Below are 16,321 nucleotides of genomic sequence, written 5' to 3' on the forward strand. Positions count from 1 at the left end.
GCCGGGGGCGTCCCCCGATCGAGCCCGGCGGCGAGGACGTCAGGGACGGCGGCGCCAGACCAGCCTGGTGACCGCGCCCGCCACCGAGGCGAGCGGAGCCTTCCGGGGCAGGCCACGGGATTCCGGCGCGGATTCGGGCATCGCGCGGTAGACGAGATGTGCGAAGAAACGCGCCGTCCTGGGTGCGACGAGCGTCACCAGTTCGGCGGCCGTGCCCTCGGGCAGGTTCAGGATCTCGGGCCGTTTCTCCAGTGCCTTCACCACGAGCGCGGCGGCGCGTTCGGGAGAGCTCGACGGCATACCGCGATAGGACCCGGTCGGCGCGATCATGTCGGTGCGCACCAGCGGCATCCGGACGGAGGTGAAGGTGACGCCGTCGGAAAGCGTTTCCCGCCCGGCGGTCAGCCCGAACTCCTCCAGCGCGGCCTTCGAGGCCAGGTAAGCGGAAAACCGCGGGGTGTCGGTCTGGAGTCCTTGGGTGGTCACGTTGACGACGTGGCCGAACCCGCGCGCGGTCATCGACGGCAGCAGGCCGAGCGTCAGCCGCACGGGGCCGAAGTAGTTGATCGCCATGGTGCGTTCGAAGTCGTGGAACCGTTCGGTGGACAGCGAAAGCGAGCGCCGGATCGAGCGGCCCGCGTTGTTGACCAGCATGTCGACGGCGCCGTGCGCGGCGAGCACGTCCTTGACCAGTGCGTCGACCGCGCCGCCGTCGGTGAGGTCGCACGGATACGCCGACGCCTTCCCGCCCGCCGCGACGATCTGCTCGCGGACCTCTTCGAGTTCGTCGGCGCGCCTGGCCACGAGGATCACTTCGCCGCCCTTCGCGGCGACGGCCAGCGCGGACGCGCGCCCGATGCCCGACGAGGCACCGGTGATCAGCACCTTGCGGCCGTCGAGCGGTTCCGGGCCCGGACGGCGGCGGCCGCGATCGGGGTCCAGATGCTCGAGCCAGTATCGATAGAGCGGCCCGGCGTACTCCTTCAACGGGGGCAAGGTGATCCCGCTGCCTTCGAGCGCGGCCGTGGTCGCGGTCGTGTCGAAGTCGACCTCCATGCTCAGATGGGGCAGGACTTCGAGCGGGATGCCGAGTTCGGTCAGTACGGCCGCGCGGGCCGACCGGCCGCCGGGAACGCGGTCGAAACCGGCCGCCGCGGATTTCGCCAGCCGGCTTCCCGCGCGCTTCAACGCTCCGGACGGACGAGGGGGAAGGACGGCGGAGATCTTCGGCGCGCCCGCGGCCCGCGCGAAGGCGTTGTAGACCTCGTGCAGTGGTTGTGGCCGAGGCGACGCGAGGTGGTACGTGCTGCCACCGGGGGCGTCGACGTGCATGAGGTGTTCCATCGCTTCGACGACGTAGTCGACCGGCACGATGTTCGTGGCACCGAGATCCGGGGCGGCCAGCGGGAGACGGCGGGGCAGCGTGGCGAGCCGCGAGATCGCGGGGAGGAAGTAGTACGGGCCGTCGATCTTGTCCATCTCGCCGGTGCGCGAATCACCGGCCACGGCGGACGGCCGGTACACGCGGAACGGCGTTTTCCCGTGCCGTCGCACGAGTTTCTCGGCCTCGAACTTCGTCGCGTGGTACGGCGACGCGAAGCTCTGGCCGAGGTCGAAGTCGGCCTCGGTGAAACGCCCGGCGTATTTTCCGGCGACCGCGATCGACGAGACGTGGTGGAAGAGCCCGGCCTTCGCGGCGGCGGCGAACTCCAGGACGTTGCGGGTGCCGTCGACGTTGGCCGCGCGGTTCGCCGCTTCGCCCGCGGTGAGGTCGTAGATCGCGCCGAGGTGCACGACGTGGTCGAGTGGCCCCACGCGGGCGGGATCGATGCCCAGCGAGGGTTCGGTCAGATCGCCGGTGACGGGAACGAGCTTCTCGTGGCTCGGGAGCTTCCCGCGTGAGGTCTCCCTCACGAGAACATGGACGGCTACGGTCTCAGGTCGCCGTAGTAGGCGCGCGACCAGGCGTTTGCCCAGGAAACCCGTCGCGCCCGTCACGAAGTAGGTGGTCATGGCCGGCTCCTTCCGAAGGGGCCGACTCTACCTACTCAGAAGTAGGAACGGTAGTTGTCATTCATGGTGATCCGGATGTTCGGCCACCGCGACCACGGCGTCGCGGAGCGCGGCGCGCAGGCGCCCCACGTCCAGCGGCCCGAGCACGGCGGCCTCGCCGGGCGGCGCCACGAGCACGATCTTGTCGCTGCTCACGAACACCGTCACGTCCCTGCGCCTGCCCGCGAGATCCCGGCAGCCGACCGACCATTCGTCCCGCGGTGCCAACGTCCTCATCCTCCCGTATCCCATGGTCTCCCTTTCTCGTCCGAGGCTGGGACGGGGCGGTTTCGGGGCCGTGACGCGGATTACCCGACATTCCTACTGATGGGTTAACCGATCCTGCGGATCGTGATCGACTTCCGGTTTCGCTAGACCGGACGAGGACGAACGGGAGTAGCGTCCTCGGGAAGGGACTGCTTGGGAGGTCATGGATGTCCGAACCCAGGAAAATCGTCATCGTCGGGGCCGGTCTCGCGGGCGCGACGGCCGCCGGGACACTGCGAGAACGCGGCTACCCGGGCGAGATCCTGCTGCTCGGTACCGACACGCATCGCCCGTACGAACTGCCGCCCTTGTCCAAAGGGCTCCTGATGGGCAACACCGACGAACCCGACTGGGTGCACGACGCGGGTTTCTACGAAGAGAAGGACATCGCGTTCAAGAGCGGCGCGACCGCGACCAAGATCGAACTCGGCGCGCGGCATGTGCTCGACGACGCGGGCGGCGAACACCGCTTCGACCGCCTCGTGCTCGCGACCGGTTCCCGGCCGCGATCGCTGCCGGTGCCCGGCGGGGACCTGCCGGGACTGCGGACCCTGCGCACCCTCGACGACGCGCTGGCGCTGCGTTCGGCGTTCAAGGACGCCGGACGGGTGGTGATCGTCGGCGCGGGCTGGATCGGGACCGAGGCCGCGGCGGCCGCCAGGGAACACGGCGCCGAGGTGACCGTGGTCGACCAGGTCGGCTCACCGCTGCTCGCGGTGCTGGGCGACCAGGTGTCCGGGGTCTTCAAGGAGCTGCACACGGAGCACGGCGTGAACTGGCGGCTGGGTGAAGGTGTCGCCGGGTTCACCGGCGGCCCGGACGGGGTGACCGGCGTACGTTTGCGGAGCGGTGACGAGCTTCCCGCGGACGTCGTGCTGGTGGCCGTCGGCGCCGCGCCGCGGGTCGACCTCGCGCACGCCGCCGGGCTGGAACTGTCCGACGACGGCGGTGTCTGCGCCGACGCCGGCCTCCGGACGGCGGCGCCCGACGTCTACGCGATCGGCGACATCGCCGCGCATTTCCACCCGCGCTACGGAAAACGCGTCCGCGTCGAACACTGGTCGAACGCGAAATGGCAGGGCGAGCACGTCGCCGGGAACCTGCTGGGAGAGAACGAGCCGTACCTGCGGAGTCCCTATTTCTTTTCGGATCAGTACGACCTTGGCTGCGAATACCGGGGCCTCGCCGACCCCGAAAGTGACGAACTCGTGGTGCGGGGCGACCTCGCGGGGCGGGACTTCACGGCGTTCTGGCTGCGGGACGGGCAGGTGACCGCCGCGATGAACGTCAACCAATGGGACGACGGGGACGCGTTGAAGGCTCTCGTGGAGGGACGCGCGGCGGTGACGGCGGAACAGTTGAGGACGGCTGACCTCAAGTCGCTGGTTTGACCTGTGCAATGAAGGGGCCTTTCATTGCAAATTTTGCTATGAAAGGCCCCTTCATTGCGCTCTGCGGGAGCTTAGGCCTCCTGGGCGGCGACAGCGACCAAGGCCCGCGAAGCACGCGAAGGCCGCGTCATGGTCCCGAAGGCCAGCAGCGCGAGAACGCCGAAGGCCGCCATCGTGATCCCCATCGGTACGGCGGTGCCCGCGCCGCCCAGCCCGACCAGCGGTGTCGCCAGTCCGCCGACGACGAACTGCAGCACGCCCAGCAGCGCCGACGCCGAACCGGCGGACCGCGCCTGCTCGGCCAGCGCGAGCGAGCTCGCGTTCGGCGCCACCATGCCGATGCTCGACACCAGGATGAACAGCGGGATCAGCAGCCCGATCAGGCCGAGGTCCAGCATCGCCGCGGCCAGTACACCGAAGCCGGCGACCGCCGCGATGACGAGGCCGACGGTCAGCAGGGTCCGTTCCGGGAAGCGGCCGACGATACGCCCGTTCAGCTGGCCGACGGCCACGATGCCGATGCCGTTGAGCCCGAACACCAGGCTGTACGCCTGCGGGCTCAGGCCGTAGACGCCTTGCAGGGCGAAGGACGAACCGGAGATGTAGGCGAACAGGCTGCCGAACATCAAGCCGGAGGCCAGCGCGTAACCGAGGAAGCTACGGTCGCGGAGCAGGCTCGCGTACTTCCGCATCACCGAGCCGAATCGCGCGGGCGTGCGGCGTTCCTCCGGCAGGGGTTCCGGCAGCAGGAAGAAGACGACGGCGAGCAGGATCGCGCCGAACACGGTCAGGCAGACGAACACGCCGCGCCACGAGGTCCAGTTCAAAATCTGGCCGCCGATGATCGGCGCCAGGATCGGGGCGAGCCCGTTGACCAGCATGAGCAGCGAGAAGAACTTCGTCATCGCGGTGCCGGAGTAGAGGTCGCGTACGGTCGCCCTGGCGATCACGATGCCCGCGGCCGCGCCGAAGGCCTGGACACCGCGGGCGGCGATGAGCAGTTCGGCGGTCGGGGCGACGGCGCACAGGATCGAGCCGACCAGGTAGAGGGCGAGCCCGGCCACGAGCGGTTTGCGGCGGCCGATGGCGTCGGACAGCGGTCCGAGGACCAGCTGGCCGAGGGCGAGCCCGATGATGAACGCGCTCAGTGTCAGCTGGACGGTCGCGTCCGCCGCGCGCAGTTCCCCCGCCATCTGCGGCAGCGCGGGCAGGTACATGTCGATGGACAGGGGCCCGAAGGCGGACAGGCCGCCGAGGATCAGGACGAACCGGGCGCGGCCGGTCATGTTCGGTCGCACGACGGACTCTTCCACTCGCTCGGGCGCGATGGTCATGCTCTTCCTCTCCCCAGGGATGGTTCCGCGGACAACAACTTGCTTAGAGTAGGTAACTATTCCCGGTGTGAGTCTTGCCACTCGGACTTCGCAAGACTGATCCGATCAATTTTCGAGGAAAATCGAGGCGACCTCTAGATCTGGTCGAAGGTAGTCGGGTATACATCGGATGTCTGTTCGTTGCTGTTGGAGCCGTTGATTGTTGGCGGTTCGGCCGGAAGGGAAAATCCGTGCAGCTGTTGCGTCTCGGGGAGCCGGGAAGTGAGCGTCCGTTCGTACGTGCTGGAGACGGCACGCTGCGCGACCTCTCGGCGCTGACCGCCGACATCGATGGCGGCTTCTTCGCGAGTGACGGTGTCGCCAGGGTCGCGGCCGCGCTGGCCGCCGGTGAGCTGCCCGAAGCCGGTCCCGAAGCCGCGCGGGCCAGGGTGGGCGCGCCGATCGCGCGGCCGGGCAAGGTCGTCTGCATCGGCCTCAACTACCGGCAGCACGCCGAGGAGTCCGGCGCCGCCGTACCGGCCGAACCGGTCGTCTTCATGAAGGCTTCCGACGTCGTCGTCGGCCCGGAGGACGACGTGCTCGTGCCGCGCGGTTCGACCAAGACCGACTGGGAGGTCGAGCTCGGCGTCGTCATCGGCAAGACCGCGCGCTACCTCGAAAGCGTCGAAGAAGCCCTTGAGTACGTCGCCGGCTACACCGTCTCGAACGACGTTTCCGAGCGCGAGTTCCAGCTCGAACGCGGCGGCCAGTGGGACAAGGGCAAGTCGTGCGAGAACTTCAACCCGCTCGGCCCGTGGCTGGTCACCGCCGACGAGGTGGCCGACCCGCAGGTCCTCGGCCTCCGGTTGTGGGTCAACGGCGAGAAGAAGCAGGACTCGTCGACGAAGGACATGATCTTCGCGGTCGCCGAGATCGTGCACTACCTGAGCCAGTTCATGGTGCTGCGCCCCGGCGACCTCATCAACACCGGCACTCCCCAGGGCGTCGCCCTCGGCCAGCCGGACCCCAAGCCGTATCTGCGCGAAGGGGACGTCATCGAGCTCGAGATCGACGGCCTCGGCCGCCAGCGCCAGACCGTCAGGCAGGCGTGATGGCGAAGATCGTGGGCATGGAGGTGCTCGACGTCCGCTTCCCGACCTCCCGGGAGCTGGACGGTTCGGACGCCATGAACCCGGACCCGGACTACTCGGCCGCGTACGTCGTGCTGCACACCGACGGCGGCCCGGACGGCTACGGGCTCGCCTTCACCATCGGCCGCGGCAACGACGTCCAGGCCGCGGCGATCCGCGCGCTGGAACCGCACGTCGTCGGCAGGGACGTGCCCACCGGTGCCGCCGCGCTCGGTGACCTGTCGAGGGCACTGGTCGGCGACTCGCAACTGCGGTGGCTCGGCCCGGAAAAGGGTGTCGCGCACATGGCGATCGGCGCGGTGGTCAACGCCGCCTGGGACCTCGCCGCGCGCATCGCCGGACTCCCGGTCTGGCGGTTCGCCGCCGAGATGTCGCCGGAGGAACTCGTCTCCCTCGTCGACTTCCGCTACCTGTCCGACGCGCTGACCGAGCAGGAAGCACTCGACATCCTTCGCGCCGCCGAACCCGGCCGTGCGGAGCGGATCGCCCGGATCGAGCGTGCCGGGTACCGCGCGTACAGCACTTCCCCCGGCTGGCTCGGCTACTCGGACGCGAAACTCGTCCGGCTCGCCGAACAGGCGGTCGCGGACGGCTTCGAGATGATCAAACTGAAGGTCGGCGGCAATCTCGAGGACGACGTCCGCCGGCTGAAACTCGCCCGCGAGACCGTCGGCCCGGATATCCGGGTCGCCGTCGACGCGAACCAGCGCTGGGACGTTTCGACCGCGATCACCTGGATGACCGCGCTGGCGCCGTACGACCCGTACTGGATCGAGGAGCCCACTTCGCCGGACGACGTGCTCGGGCACGCCGCGATCGCCAAGGCGCTCGCCCCGATCCGGGTGGCCACCGGTGAGCACGTCCAGAACCGCGTGATGTTCAAGCAGCTGCTGCAGGCGGGCGCGATCTCGGTGCTGCAGCTGGACGCCGCCAGGGTCGGCGGGTTCACCGAGAACCTGGCGATCCTGTTGCTGGCGGCCAAATTCGGGGTTCCGGTGTGCCCGCACGCCGGCGGCGTCGGGCTGTGTGAACTCGTCCGGCACCTGTCGATGTTCGACTACGTCGCCGTGTCCGCTTCCGACGTGGACCGGTCCATCGAATGGGTCGACCACCTCCACGAGCATTTCACCGATCCGGCCGCCGTGATCGACGGCCGTTACGTCGCACCGTCCGCACCGGGCTTCTCGGCACGGATGCACGACGCGACGCTGCGCCGGTTCACCTTCCCCGACGGTCCTGAATGGACGGAGACAAGCAAGTGAGTGAGTTCGAAGGCCTCGTCGCGGCCGTCACCGGAGGCGCGTCGGGAATCGGCAGGGCCACCGCGGATCTGCTCGCCTCACGCGGGGCGAAGGTCGCGGTGCTCGACCTGAATCCCGGCGACCTTCCCGAAGGCCTGACCGGATTCCGCTGCGACGTCGGTTCCGGCGACGAGGTCCGGTCCGCGATCGACGCGGTCGCGGAGCGTTTCGGCAGGCTCGACGTCCTGGTCAACAACGCGGGGATCGGCGCCCAAGGTGACGTCACCGCCAACAGCGACGACGAATGGCACCGCGTGCTCGACATCAACGTCGTCGGCATGGTGCGGCTGGCGCGGGCGGCGTTGCCGCATCTGAAGAACTCGCCGTCGGCCGCGATCGTCAACACCTGTTCGATCGCCGCGTGGGCGGGCCTGCCGAACCGTGCGCTGTACTCGGCCAGCAAGGGCGCGGTGCTCTCGCTGACCCTGGCGATGGCGACCGACCACCTCGCCGACCGGATCCGGGTCAACTGCGTCTGCCCCGGCACCGCCGACACCCCGTGGGTCGGCAGGCTGCTCGACGCCGCGGGCGACCCGGAGGCCGAACGGGCCGCGCTGGCCGCCCGCCAGCCGATGGGCAGGCTGGTGACCGCGGACGAGGTCGCGAACGCCGTCGTGTACCTCGCCAGTCCGCTGTCGGCTTCGACCACCGGCACGGCGCTCGCCGTCGACGGAGGGATGTACGGGCTGCGTCCGCGCGGTCCGGTCCAGCAGTAGGTTTTCGCTGCCATCAAGGAGGATGCGGTGCGTACGAGGGTGATCAAGGTGGCCGCCGCGGCCACGGCGCTCGGGCTGACCCTGACGGCCTGTGGGTCCACGAAGGACAACGCACCCCAACCGGGTGCGGGCGGGGGCGGCAAGGTCGGCGCGACGATCCCGTTGCTGACCTCGCCGTTCTGGCAGGCCTACAACAACTACGTACCGCAGAAGGCCAAGGAGCAGGGCGTCGACGCGCTGCCGACGGTCAACGCGGACAGCGATCCGGCGAAGCAGATCACCGACATCAACACCCTGCTCAACCAGGGCATCAAGGGTCTGGTCGTGACGCCGCTCGACTCCGCCGCCGTCGTCGCGGGGCTCAAGGCGGCGGAGAACAAGGGGGTTCCGGTGGTGGCGGTCGACGTCGCGCCGGAGAGCGGCAAGATCGCGATGGTGGTGCGCGCGGACAACAAGGCGTACGGCACCAAGGCCTGCGAGGCGATCGGCGCGAAGATCACGTCGGGCAAGGTCGTGCAGGTCATGGGCGACCTGGCCTCGGTCAACGGCCGCGACCGCTCCGAGGCGTTCCGGCAGTGCGTGAAGACCAAGTACCCACAGGTCCAGGTGCTGGAGGTCGCCGCGGAGTGGAAGGCGGACAAGGCTTCGTCCGGTTTGGACAGTCTGCTGACCGCGAACCCGGACATCAAGGCCGTGTACATGCAGGCGGGCGGCGTCTACCTGGCGCCGACGCAGCAAGCGCTCAAGCGCAAGAACCTCTACTTCCCGGTCGGCGACCCGAAGCATGTCGTGCTGGTCAGCAACGACGGCATCCCGCAGGAGCTCGCCGCGATCCGCGCCGGCGAACTCGACGCGACCGTCTCCCAGCCCGCCGACGACTACGCCAAGTACGGCATGTACTGGATCAAGAAGGCGATGGCGGGGGAGACCTTCAAGGCCGGGCCGACCGATCACGGCAGCACCGTCGTCGAGGTCCGGCCGGGAATACTGGAAGACCAGCTCCCCGCGCCCGTCGTCACCAAGGACAACGTGGACGACAAGGCCCTCTGGGGGAACAACCTGTGAGCGCGCTGCCCGCCGGATCCGCCGCCGTGCCGGTGGTCAGCGCACAGGGCGTCGGCAAACGCTACGGCCCGACCGTGGCGCTGTCCGACGTCAGCCTCACCGTGTATCCCGGCGAGTCGCACGCGCTCGTCGGCCGCAACGGTGCGGGGAAGTCGACGCTCGTCTCCATCCTCACCGGACTGTCCAAAACGGACACCGGGCACGTCGAGTTCGGTGGCGTTCCCGCACCGCCGTTGTCCAAACAGGACGACTGGAAACGCGCGGTCGCCTGTGTCTACCAGCACGCGATGGTCGTCCCGCAGCTGACCGTGGCGGAGAACCTGTTCCTCAACCGCCAGTCCGGAAAGGGTTTCGCGATCGGCTGGCAGCGTCTGCGCCGCCAAGCCAGGGAACTGCTCGACTCGTGGGACGTCCACGTCGACGTCGACACCCCGGCGGGCGAGCTTTCGGTCGAGGACCGGCAGTTCGTCGAGATCGCGCGGGCGTTGTCCTACGGTGCCCGGTTCATCGTGCTCGACGAGCCGACGGCGCAGCTGGACAGCCAGGCGATCGAACGGCTCTTCGCGCGGATGCGCCAGATGCAGGACATCGGGGTGACGTTCCTGTTCATCTCGCACCACCTCCACGAGGTGTACGAGGTGTGCCAGGCGGTCACCGTGCTGCGCGACGCGAAACACATCCTGACCGCGCCGGTTTCGGAGGTCGGCCGTGCCGAGCTGATCGACGCGATGACCGGCGAGCAGGGCGGGCTTTCCGTCCGCGACGCCTCGACGCGCGAGGCGCTGGCGCCGGACGCCGACGAGGTGCTGACCGTCGACGGGCTTTCCGGTGACGGGTTCGCCGACGTGACCTTCCGGATCCACCGCGGTGAGGTGATCGGCCTCGCGGGCAGCAATGCCAGCGGGAAGCACCAGGTCGCCGAAACCGTGTACGGACTGCGTTCCCCGGCCTCCGGCACGATCAGGGTGGACGGGAAACCGTTGAAGCCGGGCGACATCCCGGCCGCGATCCGCGCCGGGATCGGCTGTGTGCCGAGGGACCGGCACCACGAAGGACTGGTGCTCGAACACTCGATCATGGACAACGCCACACTGTCCATTTTGGATCGTCTCGGCAAGGGTGGCCTCGCGTCACCGGGCGTCCGGTACACGAAGGCTTCGAAAGCGCTGACGGACTACGACATCGTCGCGGCCGATGCCGACCAGCCGGTGTCGGATCTTTCCGGCGGCAACCAGCAGAAAGTCGTCCTCGCCCGCGCGCTGGCCGGTGATCCGCGCCTCGTCGTGTTGATCAACCCGACCGCGGGCGTGGACGTGAAGTCGAAGGAAGCGCTGCTCGCGGTCGTCGATCGGGTGCGGGCGGAGGGCAAGGCGGTGTTGATCGTCAGCGACGAGCTGGACGATCTCCGCCTGAGCGACCGGGTGCTGGTGCTGCGCGCCGGTGCGGTGGTAGCCGAACACCGGGCGGGCTGGTCGGACGGCGACCTGGTGGCCGACATCGAAGGAGTCGAACGGTGACCGAGTTGATGACCGATCCGAAGACTTCGACACTCGCGGCGCCGAAGCGCCGGAAGTTCCGCTGGCTGCGCGAACTCGCCCTGGTGCCGGCGCTGATCGTGGTGCTGATCATCGGAGGACTGATCAGTGACACGTTCCTGACCTTCGGCAGCATCGTCGGGATCCTGTCCGCCTCCGCGGCGCTGTCGATGGTGGTGCTGGGCGAATCGCTCGTGCTGCTGACCGGGAAGTTCGACCTGTCGCTGGAATCCACCATGGGCATGGCGCCCGCGCTGGGCGCGATGCTGGTCATCCCCGTGACGTCTTCCGGCTTCGGCACGGAGATCCCCGGCTTCGCGGGCATCCTCGCCGTGCTGGTGGCCGGTGCCGCGGTCGGCTTCGTGAACGGGTTCCTGATCGTCAAGCTGAAGCTGAACGCCTTCATCGTCACGCTGGCGATGCTGACGGTGCTGCGCGGTACGCAGATCGGCTCCACACAGGGAAAGACACTGTTCGACCAGCTGGACGTGTTCACCGCGCTGGCCACGACGACGTTCATCGGGCTGCCGATGTCGGTGTGGCTGGCCGCGGCGCTGTTCGCCGTGTTCGGGCTGGGGCTGCGGTATCACCGGATCGGCCGCTCGCTGTACGCCATCGGCGGCAACCGTGAAGCCGCGCGGGCCGCCGGTATCCGCGTCGACCGGATCTCGTGGGGTGTCTTCGTCGTGGCCGGGGTGCTGGCCGCGCTCGGCGGGCTCGCGTACACCGGCTACGTCGGCGCGCTCGGCGCCGATCAGGGCGACGGATTGATCCTTCAGGTGTTCGCCGCTGCGGTGATCGGCGGTGTCTCACTCGACGGTGGGAAGGGCACTCTGGTCGGGGCGCTCACCGGCGTGCTGCTCCTGCAGACGGTCACCAACCTGCTGCAGGTCGCGCAGGTGCCGCCGGAATGGCTGAAGGCGATCTACGGCGTGATCATCCTGGTCGCGCTGATCATCTCCCGCTATGCCGGCGGGAAGGCGCAGACCTAGCACACCGATGCAATGAAGGGGCCTTTCATTGCGAATTTTGCGATGAAAGGCCCCTTCATTGCACGCCGCAAGAGCCATCGAAAGCCTCGGGAGGGCGCAAGTGTCAGGAAGCTTCGGCGGTCGTGGTGGGGTCGTCGGCGGTGCCGAGCGCGTTGCGGAGCCACTGCTCCACCCCCGCCACGTGCACGGTCGCCCACGAACGCGCGAGTTCGGGTTCGCGGGCGGCGATGGCCTCGTAGATCGCCGTGTGCTGCTCGCGGGTCTTCGCGACCGCGCCCTCCTGCGTGAGGCCGCGCCAGATGCGGGCGCGCGCGGTGGGGCCGGACAGGCTGTCCAGCAGCGAGCACAGCACCGGATTACCGGAGCCGTCGGCGATCTTGCGGTGGAACTGCAGGTCGTTCGCGACCAGCGCCTCCACTGTCGGCGAGTCGGCCAGTTCGCCGAGCAGGCGGCCTAGTTCCGCGATGTCCTCGTCGTTCATGTGCATCGCGGCCATCGCCGTCGCCGCCGGTTCGAGGATCCGGCGGACGGCGAGGAAGTCCAGCACGGTGTCGTCCCGGTGGAAGTCCACCACGAACGTCATCGCGTCGAGGAGGAGATTCGGTTCGAGGCTGGTGACGTACGTTCCGTCGCCCTGGCGGACGTCGAGCACGCGGATCAGGCACAACGCCTTCACCGCTTCGCGCAGCGAGCTGCGGGACAGGCCGAGCCGCTGGGCCAGTTCGGCCTCCTTCGGCAGCCTGTCGCCCGGAGCAAGCTCACCGGAGATGATCATGTCCTTGATCTTGTCGATCGCGACATCGGTGACCGGCATGTTCCACCGCCCTCCCCGAAGACCTCGGATGTTTGAGTGTCAGTTGACAGAGTGCCATGTTTCGAACTGAGGAGGCGCGGTGACCCACGGTGTCGCACTACAAAGAGTGGCACTCCACACCCGGCTGAAGCCGGGCAAGGAGGCCGAATACGAGTCGGTCCACGCCGTCATCCCGCCTGAACTGGACGAAGCCCTGCGCGGTGCGGGCGTGCGTTCGTGGCGGATCTGGCGGGACGGTCTCGACCTTTTCCACGTCGTGGAGGTCGAGGACTACGCGAAGATGCGCGCGGTCCTGCGCGATCATCCGGCCAACATCCCGTGGCAGGCGCGGATGGCGGAGCTGCTCGACGTCGAGGACGACTACTCGGGCAACGATTCGGGCCTCGGCCTGGTGTGGGAGCTTCCGTGAAGATCCCACTGTCCCCGCTGGGGCTCGGCTGCGCGCAGCTGGGCAACCTGTACCACGCCATCGCCGACGAGACGGCCGAAGCGACCGTCCGGCAGGCGTGGGACGAAGGCATCCGGTACTTCGACACCGCCCCGCACTACGGTCTCGGGCTGTCGGAACGGCGGCTGGGCGCGGCGCTTTCGGCGTATCCCCGCGCGGATTTCGTGGTGTCGACCAAGGTCGGCCGCGTACTGGAACCCGATCCCGCCGGTGCTTCGCGCACCGACTCGCAGGGTTTCGTCGTTCCCGCCGCGTACAAACGCCGCTGGGACTTCAGCCGCGACGGGATCCTCCGGTCGCTTGAGGACAGTCTGGAGCGGCTCGGGCTCGACCGCGTGGACGTCGTCTACGTGCACGACCCGGACGAGCATTTCGAGGACACCGTCAACGGCGCGTTCCCCGCGCTGCTCGAACTGCGGGAGCAAGGGGTCATCGACGCCATCGGGGCCGGGATGAACCAGGCGCCGATGCTCACGGAGTTCGTCCGCCGGTTCGATCTCGACGTGATCCTGCTGGCCGGCCGGTACACCCTGCTCAGCCAGCCCGCTCTCGACGATCTCCTGCCGCTGTGTACCGAACGCGGAGTGGACGTGGTGGCGGGCGGCGCGTTCAACGCCGGGATCCTCGCGACCGCGTCACCGGGCACGATGTACGACTACGCCGAGGCCCCGGCCGAACTCGTCGAGCGCGCCCAGCGGATCGCCGAGGTGTGCGCACGGCACGGTGTCGAACTTCCGCAGGCCGCTTTGGCGCTGCCCGCCGCGCATCCGTCGGTGGTGTCCGTCGTCGTCGGCGCGCACGATCCCGGCCAGGTCCGGCTCAACGCGGAACGGTTCCGGCGCCCGGTGCCGCGCGAGTTGTGGACGGACCTGATCCGTGCGGGACTGTTGCGTGAGGACACCGTGCTGCGACCGGAAGGACAGTCGTGATCGACGCGCACCACCATCTTTGGGATCCTTCGCGGCGTGACTACCCGTGGATGACCGGTTCGGCACTGGATCCGATCCGCCGTCCGTACACAGTGGACGATCTCCGCACGGTGACGAAGGCGGCGGGGGTGAAGGGGACCGTGCTGGTGCAGACGGTCTCGTCGGAGGAGGAGACGCGCGAATTCCTTTCCCTGGCTCAGGCCGGGCCGCTCATCGCGGGCGTCGTCGGCTGGACCGACCTGACCGCCCCCGACGTCGCCGAGCGCGTGGCCTCGTTTTCCGGGCCGCTGGTGGGGATCCGGCATCAAGTGGAGGACGAGCCGGATCCGTCGTGGCTGACGCGGCCCGAGGTCCTGCGTGGACTCGCGGCTCTGGGAGAGGCCGGGCTCGCGTACGACCTGTTGGTGAAGCCACCGCAGCTTCCCGCTGCCCTCGCCGCCGCGAAAGCGTTGCCTGATCAGGCTTTCGTGCTCGACCACGCCGCGAAGCCGCCGATCGGCTCGGGCGAATGGCAGCCGTGGGCGGACGGCGTCGCGGCGCTGGGGGAGCTGGACAACGTGTACTGCAAGCTTTCCGGGCTCGTGACCGAGGCGGATTGGGCGCGGTGGAAGGTCGGAGAGCTGGCGCGCTGGACCGAGCACGTGCTGGAGTCCTTCGGGGCTTCGCGGCTGATGTTCGGCTCCGACTGGCCGGTCTGCGAACTCGCGGCCGCGTACGAGGTCGTCGTGGACACGGCGGTCTCGCTGACGGGCTCGCTGAGTGACGCCGAGCGGCTCGATTTCTTCGATGGCACCGCGAAGCGCGCTTACCGGCTTCCCGCCGCGTGAACGGGCCTGAGCCGGGTATCCGGCTCGTATGGCTACAGCACCGAGGAAAGGGGAATCGCGATGAGGGTGACCAGTGCGGATCTCCGTCGTTTGCTCGATTCCGACCTGCCGGAACCGGCACTGATCCTCGTCGGCGGTGAACTCCGGGTGGTGGCCGCCGGCGGCGAGGACCATCCTGACGGCGCGATGGTGGTGACGACCGCGGCCGAACTCCGGGCCAAGGTCGCCGGAAAACCCGAACCGGACGAGGACGAACTCCGGCTGGCGGCGTCCGTGCTCGACACCATGGTCGTGCAGCGGGGAGCTTGAGCCCGCCGGGTGTGCCGAGCACCACGTGCCCTCCCGGTTTGGCCGGTGCGGGGACGGGTATCGGATGCTCGTGACTTCCTCGTTGGAGAAAGAGCCCGGCTCCGTCGGCCAAGGCGAGGCCGGATGATCATCGCGGCATTGGTGCTCGCTTCGGTCGCGCTCGTGGTCGCCGCGGTGGCGGTGCGCGTCGCCTTCGTCGCGAACCGCAGGGCGGTGGAGTCGCGCGCCCAGGCGAGGCAGGCCAGGGCCCACGCGGACGCGGTCGGCGATCGGCTGCGTGACGAGATACACCGGCCGGAGCCGGATCCGTCGGTGGTCGCGAAAGTGCTCGGCGCGGTCGGCCTTATCGAGTCGCGGCGGTGAACGGCCGGGCGGCTCGGAGAAAGAAAGAAAAGGGGGAGGCGCGGGGTCCTGGCGCCTGATAGCCGCCGGTCAACGACCTTCGGCAGGGGGAGAAAAGCTCAGAATTCGTCCTGCTTGACCATCGTCCGCAGGCGGGCGAGTGCGCGGTGCTGCGTCACGCGCACGTTGCCGGCGGAGATTCCGAGTGCCTCGGCGGTTTCGGCGGCGGAGAGGCCGACGGCGATGCGGAGGGCGAGGATCTCCTGCTGCACCCGCGGCAGGGTGGAGAGCAAGCGGCTGAGCCGGGCACCGAGGTCAAGGTGCAGGGCGTGCGTCTCGGGTTCGTTGTCGCCGATGGGGCGTTCCGGCAGTTCGGGTACCGGCTCCGACCGGTCGCGGGAGACCGCGCGGTAGGCGTCGGCGACCTTGTTGGCCGCGATGGCGTGCACGAGGTAGAGGAACGAACCTCCGCGATCCTGGTAGCCGGGCAGCGCCTTCAGCACGGCCATGCACACTTCCTGCGCGACGTCGTCCGCCGACAGGTAGGACAGGTCGCGCCCACCCATTCTGGCGCGGCAGTACCGGACCACGACCGGCCCGATCATCCGCAGCAGTGACTGGATCGCGGCGGGATTCCCGTCGCCCGCGTCCTTGACGAGAGGATCGAGATCCTCCTTCGTCAGCCGTCCGCCCGGTCGAGGCAGGTTCTCCGGAGTCGTGTATCCGGGGACCGCATCGGGGGTGACGGTTCTGGACGCGCTGGAGATTGCTTGCATGGTCGTCCTCCCCGGCCGACCCTGCGACCGTCGCAGTCGAGGGGTCAACACTCCGTAACGATTGAGGGCGGCAGATGCTCCGTAAGATCAGAT

The 16,321-nt window shown here is 68.8% G+C and carries 17 protein-coding genes; 12 read left to right on the forward strand and 5 right to left on the reverse strand.

Annotation, left to right across the window (positions count from 1 at the left end):
- Positions 1-39 precede the first annotated feature (39 nt).
- Positions 40-2,013, reverse strand: a complete 1,974-nt coding sequence (locus tag ACIHAO_RS39040; RefSeq protein WP_396566689.1) for an SDR family oxidoreductase — start codon at positions 2,011-2,013, stop codon at positions 40-42.
- Positions 2,014-2,070: 57 nt separating this feature from the next.
- Positions 2,071-2,289: a hypothetical protein gene (locus tag ACIHAO_RS39045; protein ID WP_126733519.1), complete on the reverse strand. Its 219-nt coding sequence runs from the start codon at positions 2,287-2,289 to the stop codon at positions 2,071-2,073.
- A gap of 197 nt (positions 2,290-2,486) precedes the next feature.
- On the opposite strand from ACIHAO_RS39045, the gene ACIHAO_RS39050 reads away from it, so the two are divergent.
- Complete coding sequence (locus tag ACIHAO_RS39050; RefSeq protein WP_396566691.1) at positions 2,487-3,710, forward strand: NAD(P)/FAD-dependent oxidoreductase; 1,224 nt, start codon at positions 2,487-2,489, stop codon at positions 3,708-3,710.
- Between the two features lie 71 nt (positions 3,711-3,781).
- Here the strand turns inward: ACIHAO_RS39050 and ACIHAO_RS39055 are convergent, their stop codons facing one another.
- Complete coding sequence (locus tag ACIHAO_RS39055) at positions 3,782-5,044, reverse strand: Bcr/CflA family multidrug efflux MFS transporter (protein ID WP_396566693.1); 1,263 nt, start codon at positions 5,042-5,044, stop codon at positions 3,782-3,784.
- 230 nt (positions 5,045-5,274) lie between these two features.
- On the opposite strand from ACIHAO_RS39055, the gene ACIHAO_RS39060 reads away from it, so the two are divergent.
- The 6 genes from ACIHAO_RS39060 to ACIHAO_RS39085 are packed head-to-tail and all read left to right on the forward strand — an operon-like array spanning position 5,275 to position 11,783.
- Positions 5,275-6,135 (forward strand): fumarylacetoacetate hydrolase family protein, encoded by an 861-nt coding sequence (locus ACIHAO_RS39060; protein WP_396566695.1) that lies wholly within the window; start codon positions 5,275-5,277, stop codon positions 6,133-6,135.
- The gene (locus ACIHAO_RS39065) at positions 6,135-7,436 is read left to right on the forward strand and encodes an enolase C-terminal domain-like protein (protein ID WP_396566697.1); all 1,302 of its coding nucleotides are present in this window, start codon (positions 6,135-6,137) and stop codon (positions 7,434-7,436) included. Before ACIHAO_RS39060 ends, ACIHAO_RS39065 begins: the two co-directional genes overlap by 1 nt.
- Positions 7,433-8,191, forward strand: coding sequence for an SDR family NAD(P)-dependent oxidoreductase (locus tag ACIHAO_RS39070; RefSeq protein WP_396566699.1), 759 nt, complete (start codon positions 7,433-7,435; stop codon positions 8,189-8,191). The genes ACIHAO_RS39065 and ACIHAO_RS39070 overlap by 4 nt, the downstream gene beginning before the upstream one ends.
- 27 nt (positions 8,192-8,218) lie before the next feature.
- Positions 8,219-9,256: a sugar ABC transporter substrate-binding protein gene (locus tag ACIHAO_RS39075; protein ID WP_396566701.1), complete on the forward strand. Its 1,038-nt coding sequence runs from the start codon at positions 8,219-8,221 to the stop codon at positions 9,254-9,256.
- Positions 9,253-10,773 carry a sugar ABC transporter ATP-binding protein gene (locus tag ACIHAO_RS39080; RefSeq protein ID WP_396566703.1) on the forward strand — a complete coding sequence of 507 codons (1,521 nt, stop codon included), beginning with the start codon at positions 9,253-9,255 and terminating at the stop codon, positions 10,771-10,773. Before ACIHAO_RS39075 ends, ACIHAO_RS39080 begins: the two co-directional genes overlap by 4 nt.
- Entirely contained in the window at positions 10,770-11,783 is a 1,014-nt protein-coding gene (locus ACIHAO_RS39085) for an ABC transporter permease (protein ID WP_396566705.1), read from the forward strand. Before ACIHAO_RS39080 ends, ACIHAO_RS39085 begins: the two co-directional genes overlap by 4 nt.
- 103 nt (positions 11,784-11,886) lie before the next feature.
- On the opposite strand, the gene ACIHAO_RS39090 is transcribed toward ACIHAO_RS39085, so the two are convergent.
- Positions 11,887-12,597 (reverse strand): FadR/GntR family transcriptional regulator, encoded by a 711-nt coding sequence (locus tag ACIHAO_RS39090; protein ID WP_396566707.1) that lies wholly within the window; start codon positions 12,595-12,597, stop codon positions 11,887-11,889.
- Positions 12,598-12,703: 106 nt separating this feature from the next.
- Here ACIHAO_RS39090 and ACIHAO_RS39095 point away from each other — a divergent pair, with 106 nt between their 5' ends.
- From ACIHAO_RS39095 to ACIHAO_RS39115, 5 genes are all read left to right on the forward strand, one after another.
- The gene (locus ACIHAO_RS39095) at positions 12,704-13,006 is read left to right on the forward strand and encodes an L-rhamnose mutarotase (protein ID WP_125786611.1); all 303 of its coding nucleotides are present in this window, start codon (positions 12,704-12,706) and stop codon (positions 13,004-13,006) included.
- Complete coding sequence (locus ACIHAO_RS39100) at positions 13,003-13,974, forward strand: aldo/keto reductase (protein WP_396566709.1); 972 nt, start codon at positions 13,003-13,005, stop codon at positions 13,972-13,974. The genes ACIHAO_RS39095 and ACIHAO_RS39100 overlap by 4 nt, the downstream gene beginning before the upstream one ends.
- The gene (locus ACIHAO_RS39105) at positions 13,971-14,801 is read left to right on the forward strand and encodes an amidohydrolase family protein (protein WP_396566711.1); all 831 of its coding nucleotides are present in this window, start codon (positions 13,971-13,973) and stop codon (positions 14,799-14,801) included. Before ACIHAO_RS39100 ends, ACIHAO_RS39105 begins: the two co-directional genes overlap by 4 nt.
- Before the next feature lie 60 nt (positions 14,802-14,861).
- Complete coding sequence (locus ACIHAO_RS39110; RefSeq protein ID WP_396566713.1) at positions 14,862-15,110, forward strand: hypothetical protein; 249 nt, start codon at positions 14,862-14,864, stop codon at positions 15,108-15,110.
- A gap of 123 nt (positions 15,111-15,233) precedes the next feature.
- Positions 15,234-15,473, forward strand: coding sequence for a hypothetical protein (locus tag ACIHAO_RS39115; protein WP_396566715.1), 240 nt, complete (start codon positions 15,234-15,236; stop codon positions 15,471-15,473).
- Between the two features lie 98 nt (positions 15,474-15,571).
- On the opposite strand, the gene shbA is transcribed toward ACIHAO_RS39115, so the two are convergent.
- Positions 15,572-16,228, reverse strand: coding sequence for an RNA polymerase sigma factor ShbA (shbA, locus tag ACIHAO_RS39120; RefSeq protein WP_396566717.1), 657 nt, complete (start codon positions 16,226-16,228; stop codon positions 15,572-15,574).
- Positions 16,229-16,321 lie beyond the last annotated feature (93 nt).

It is taken from the genome of Amycolatopsis sp. NPDC052450 (assembly GCF_044547565.1).
GTDB lineage: Bacteria > Actinomycetota > Actinomycetes > Mycobacteriales > Pseudonocardiaceae > Amycolatopsis.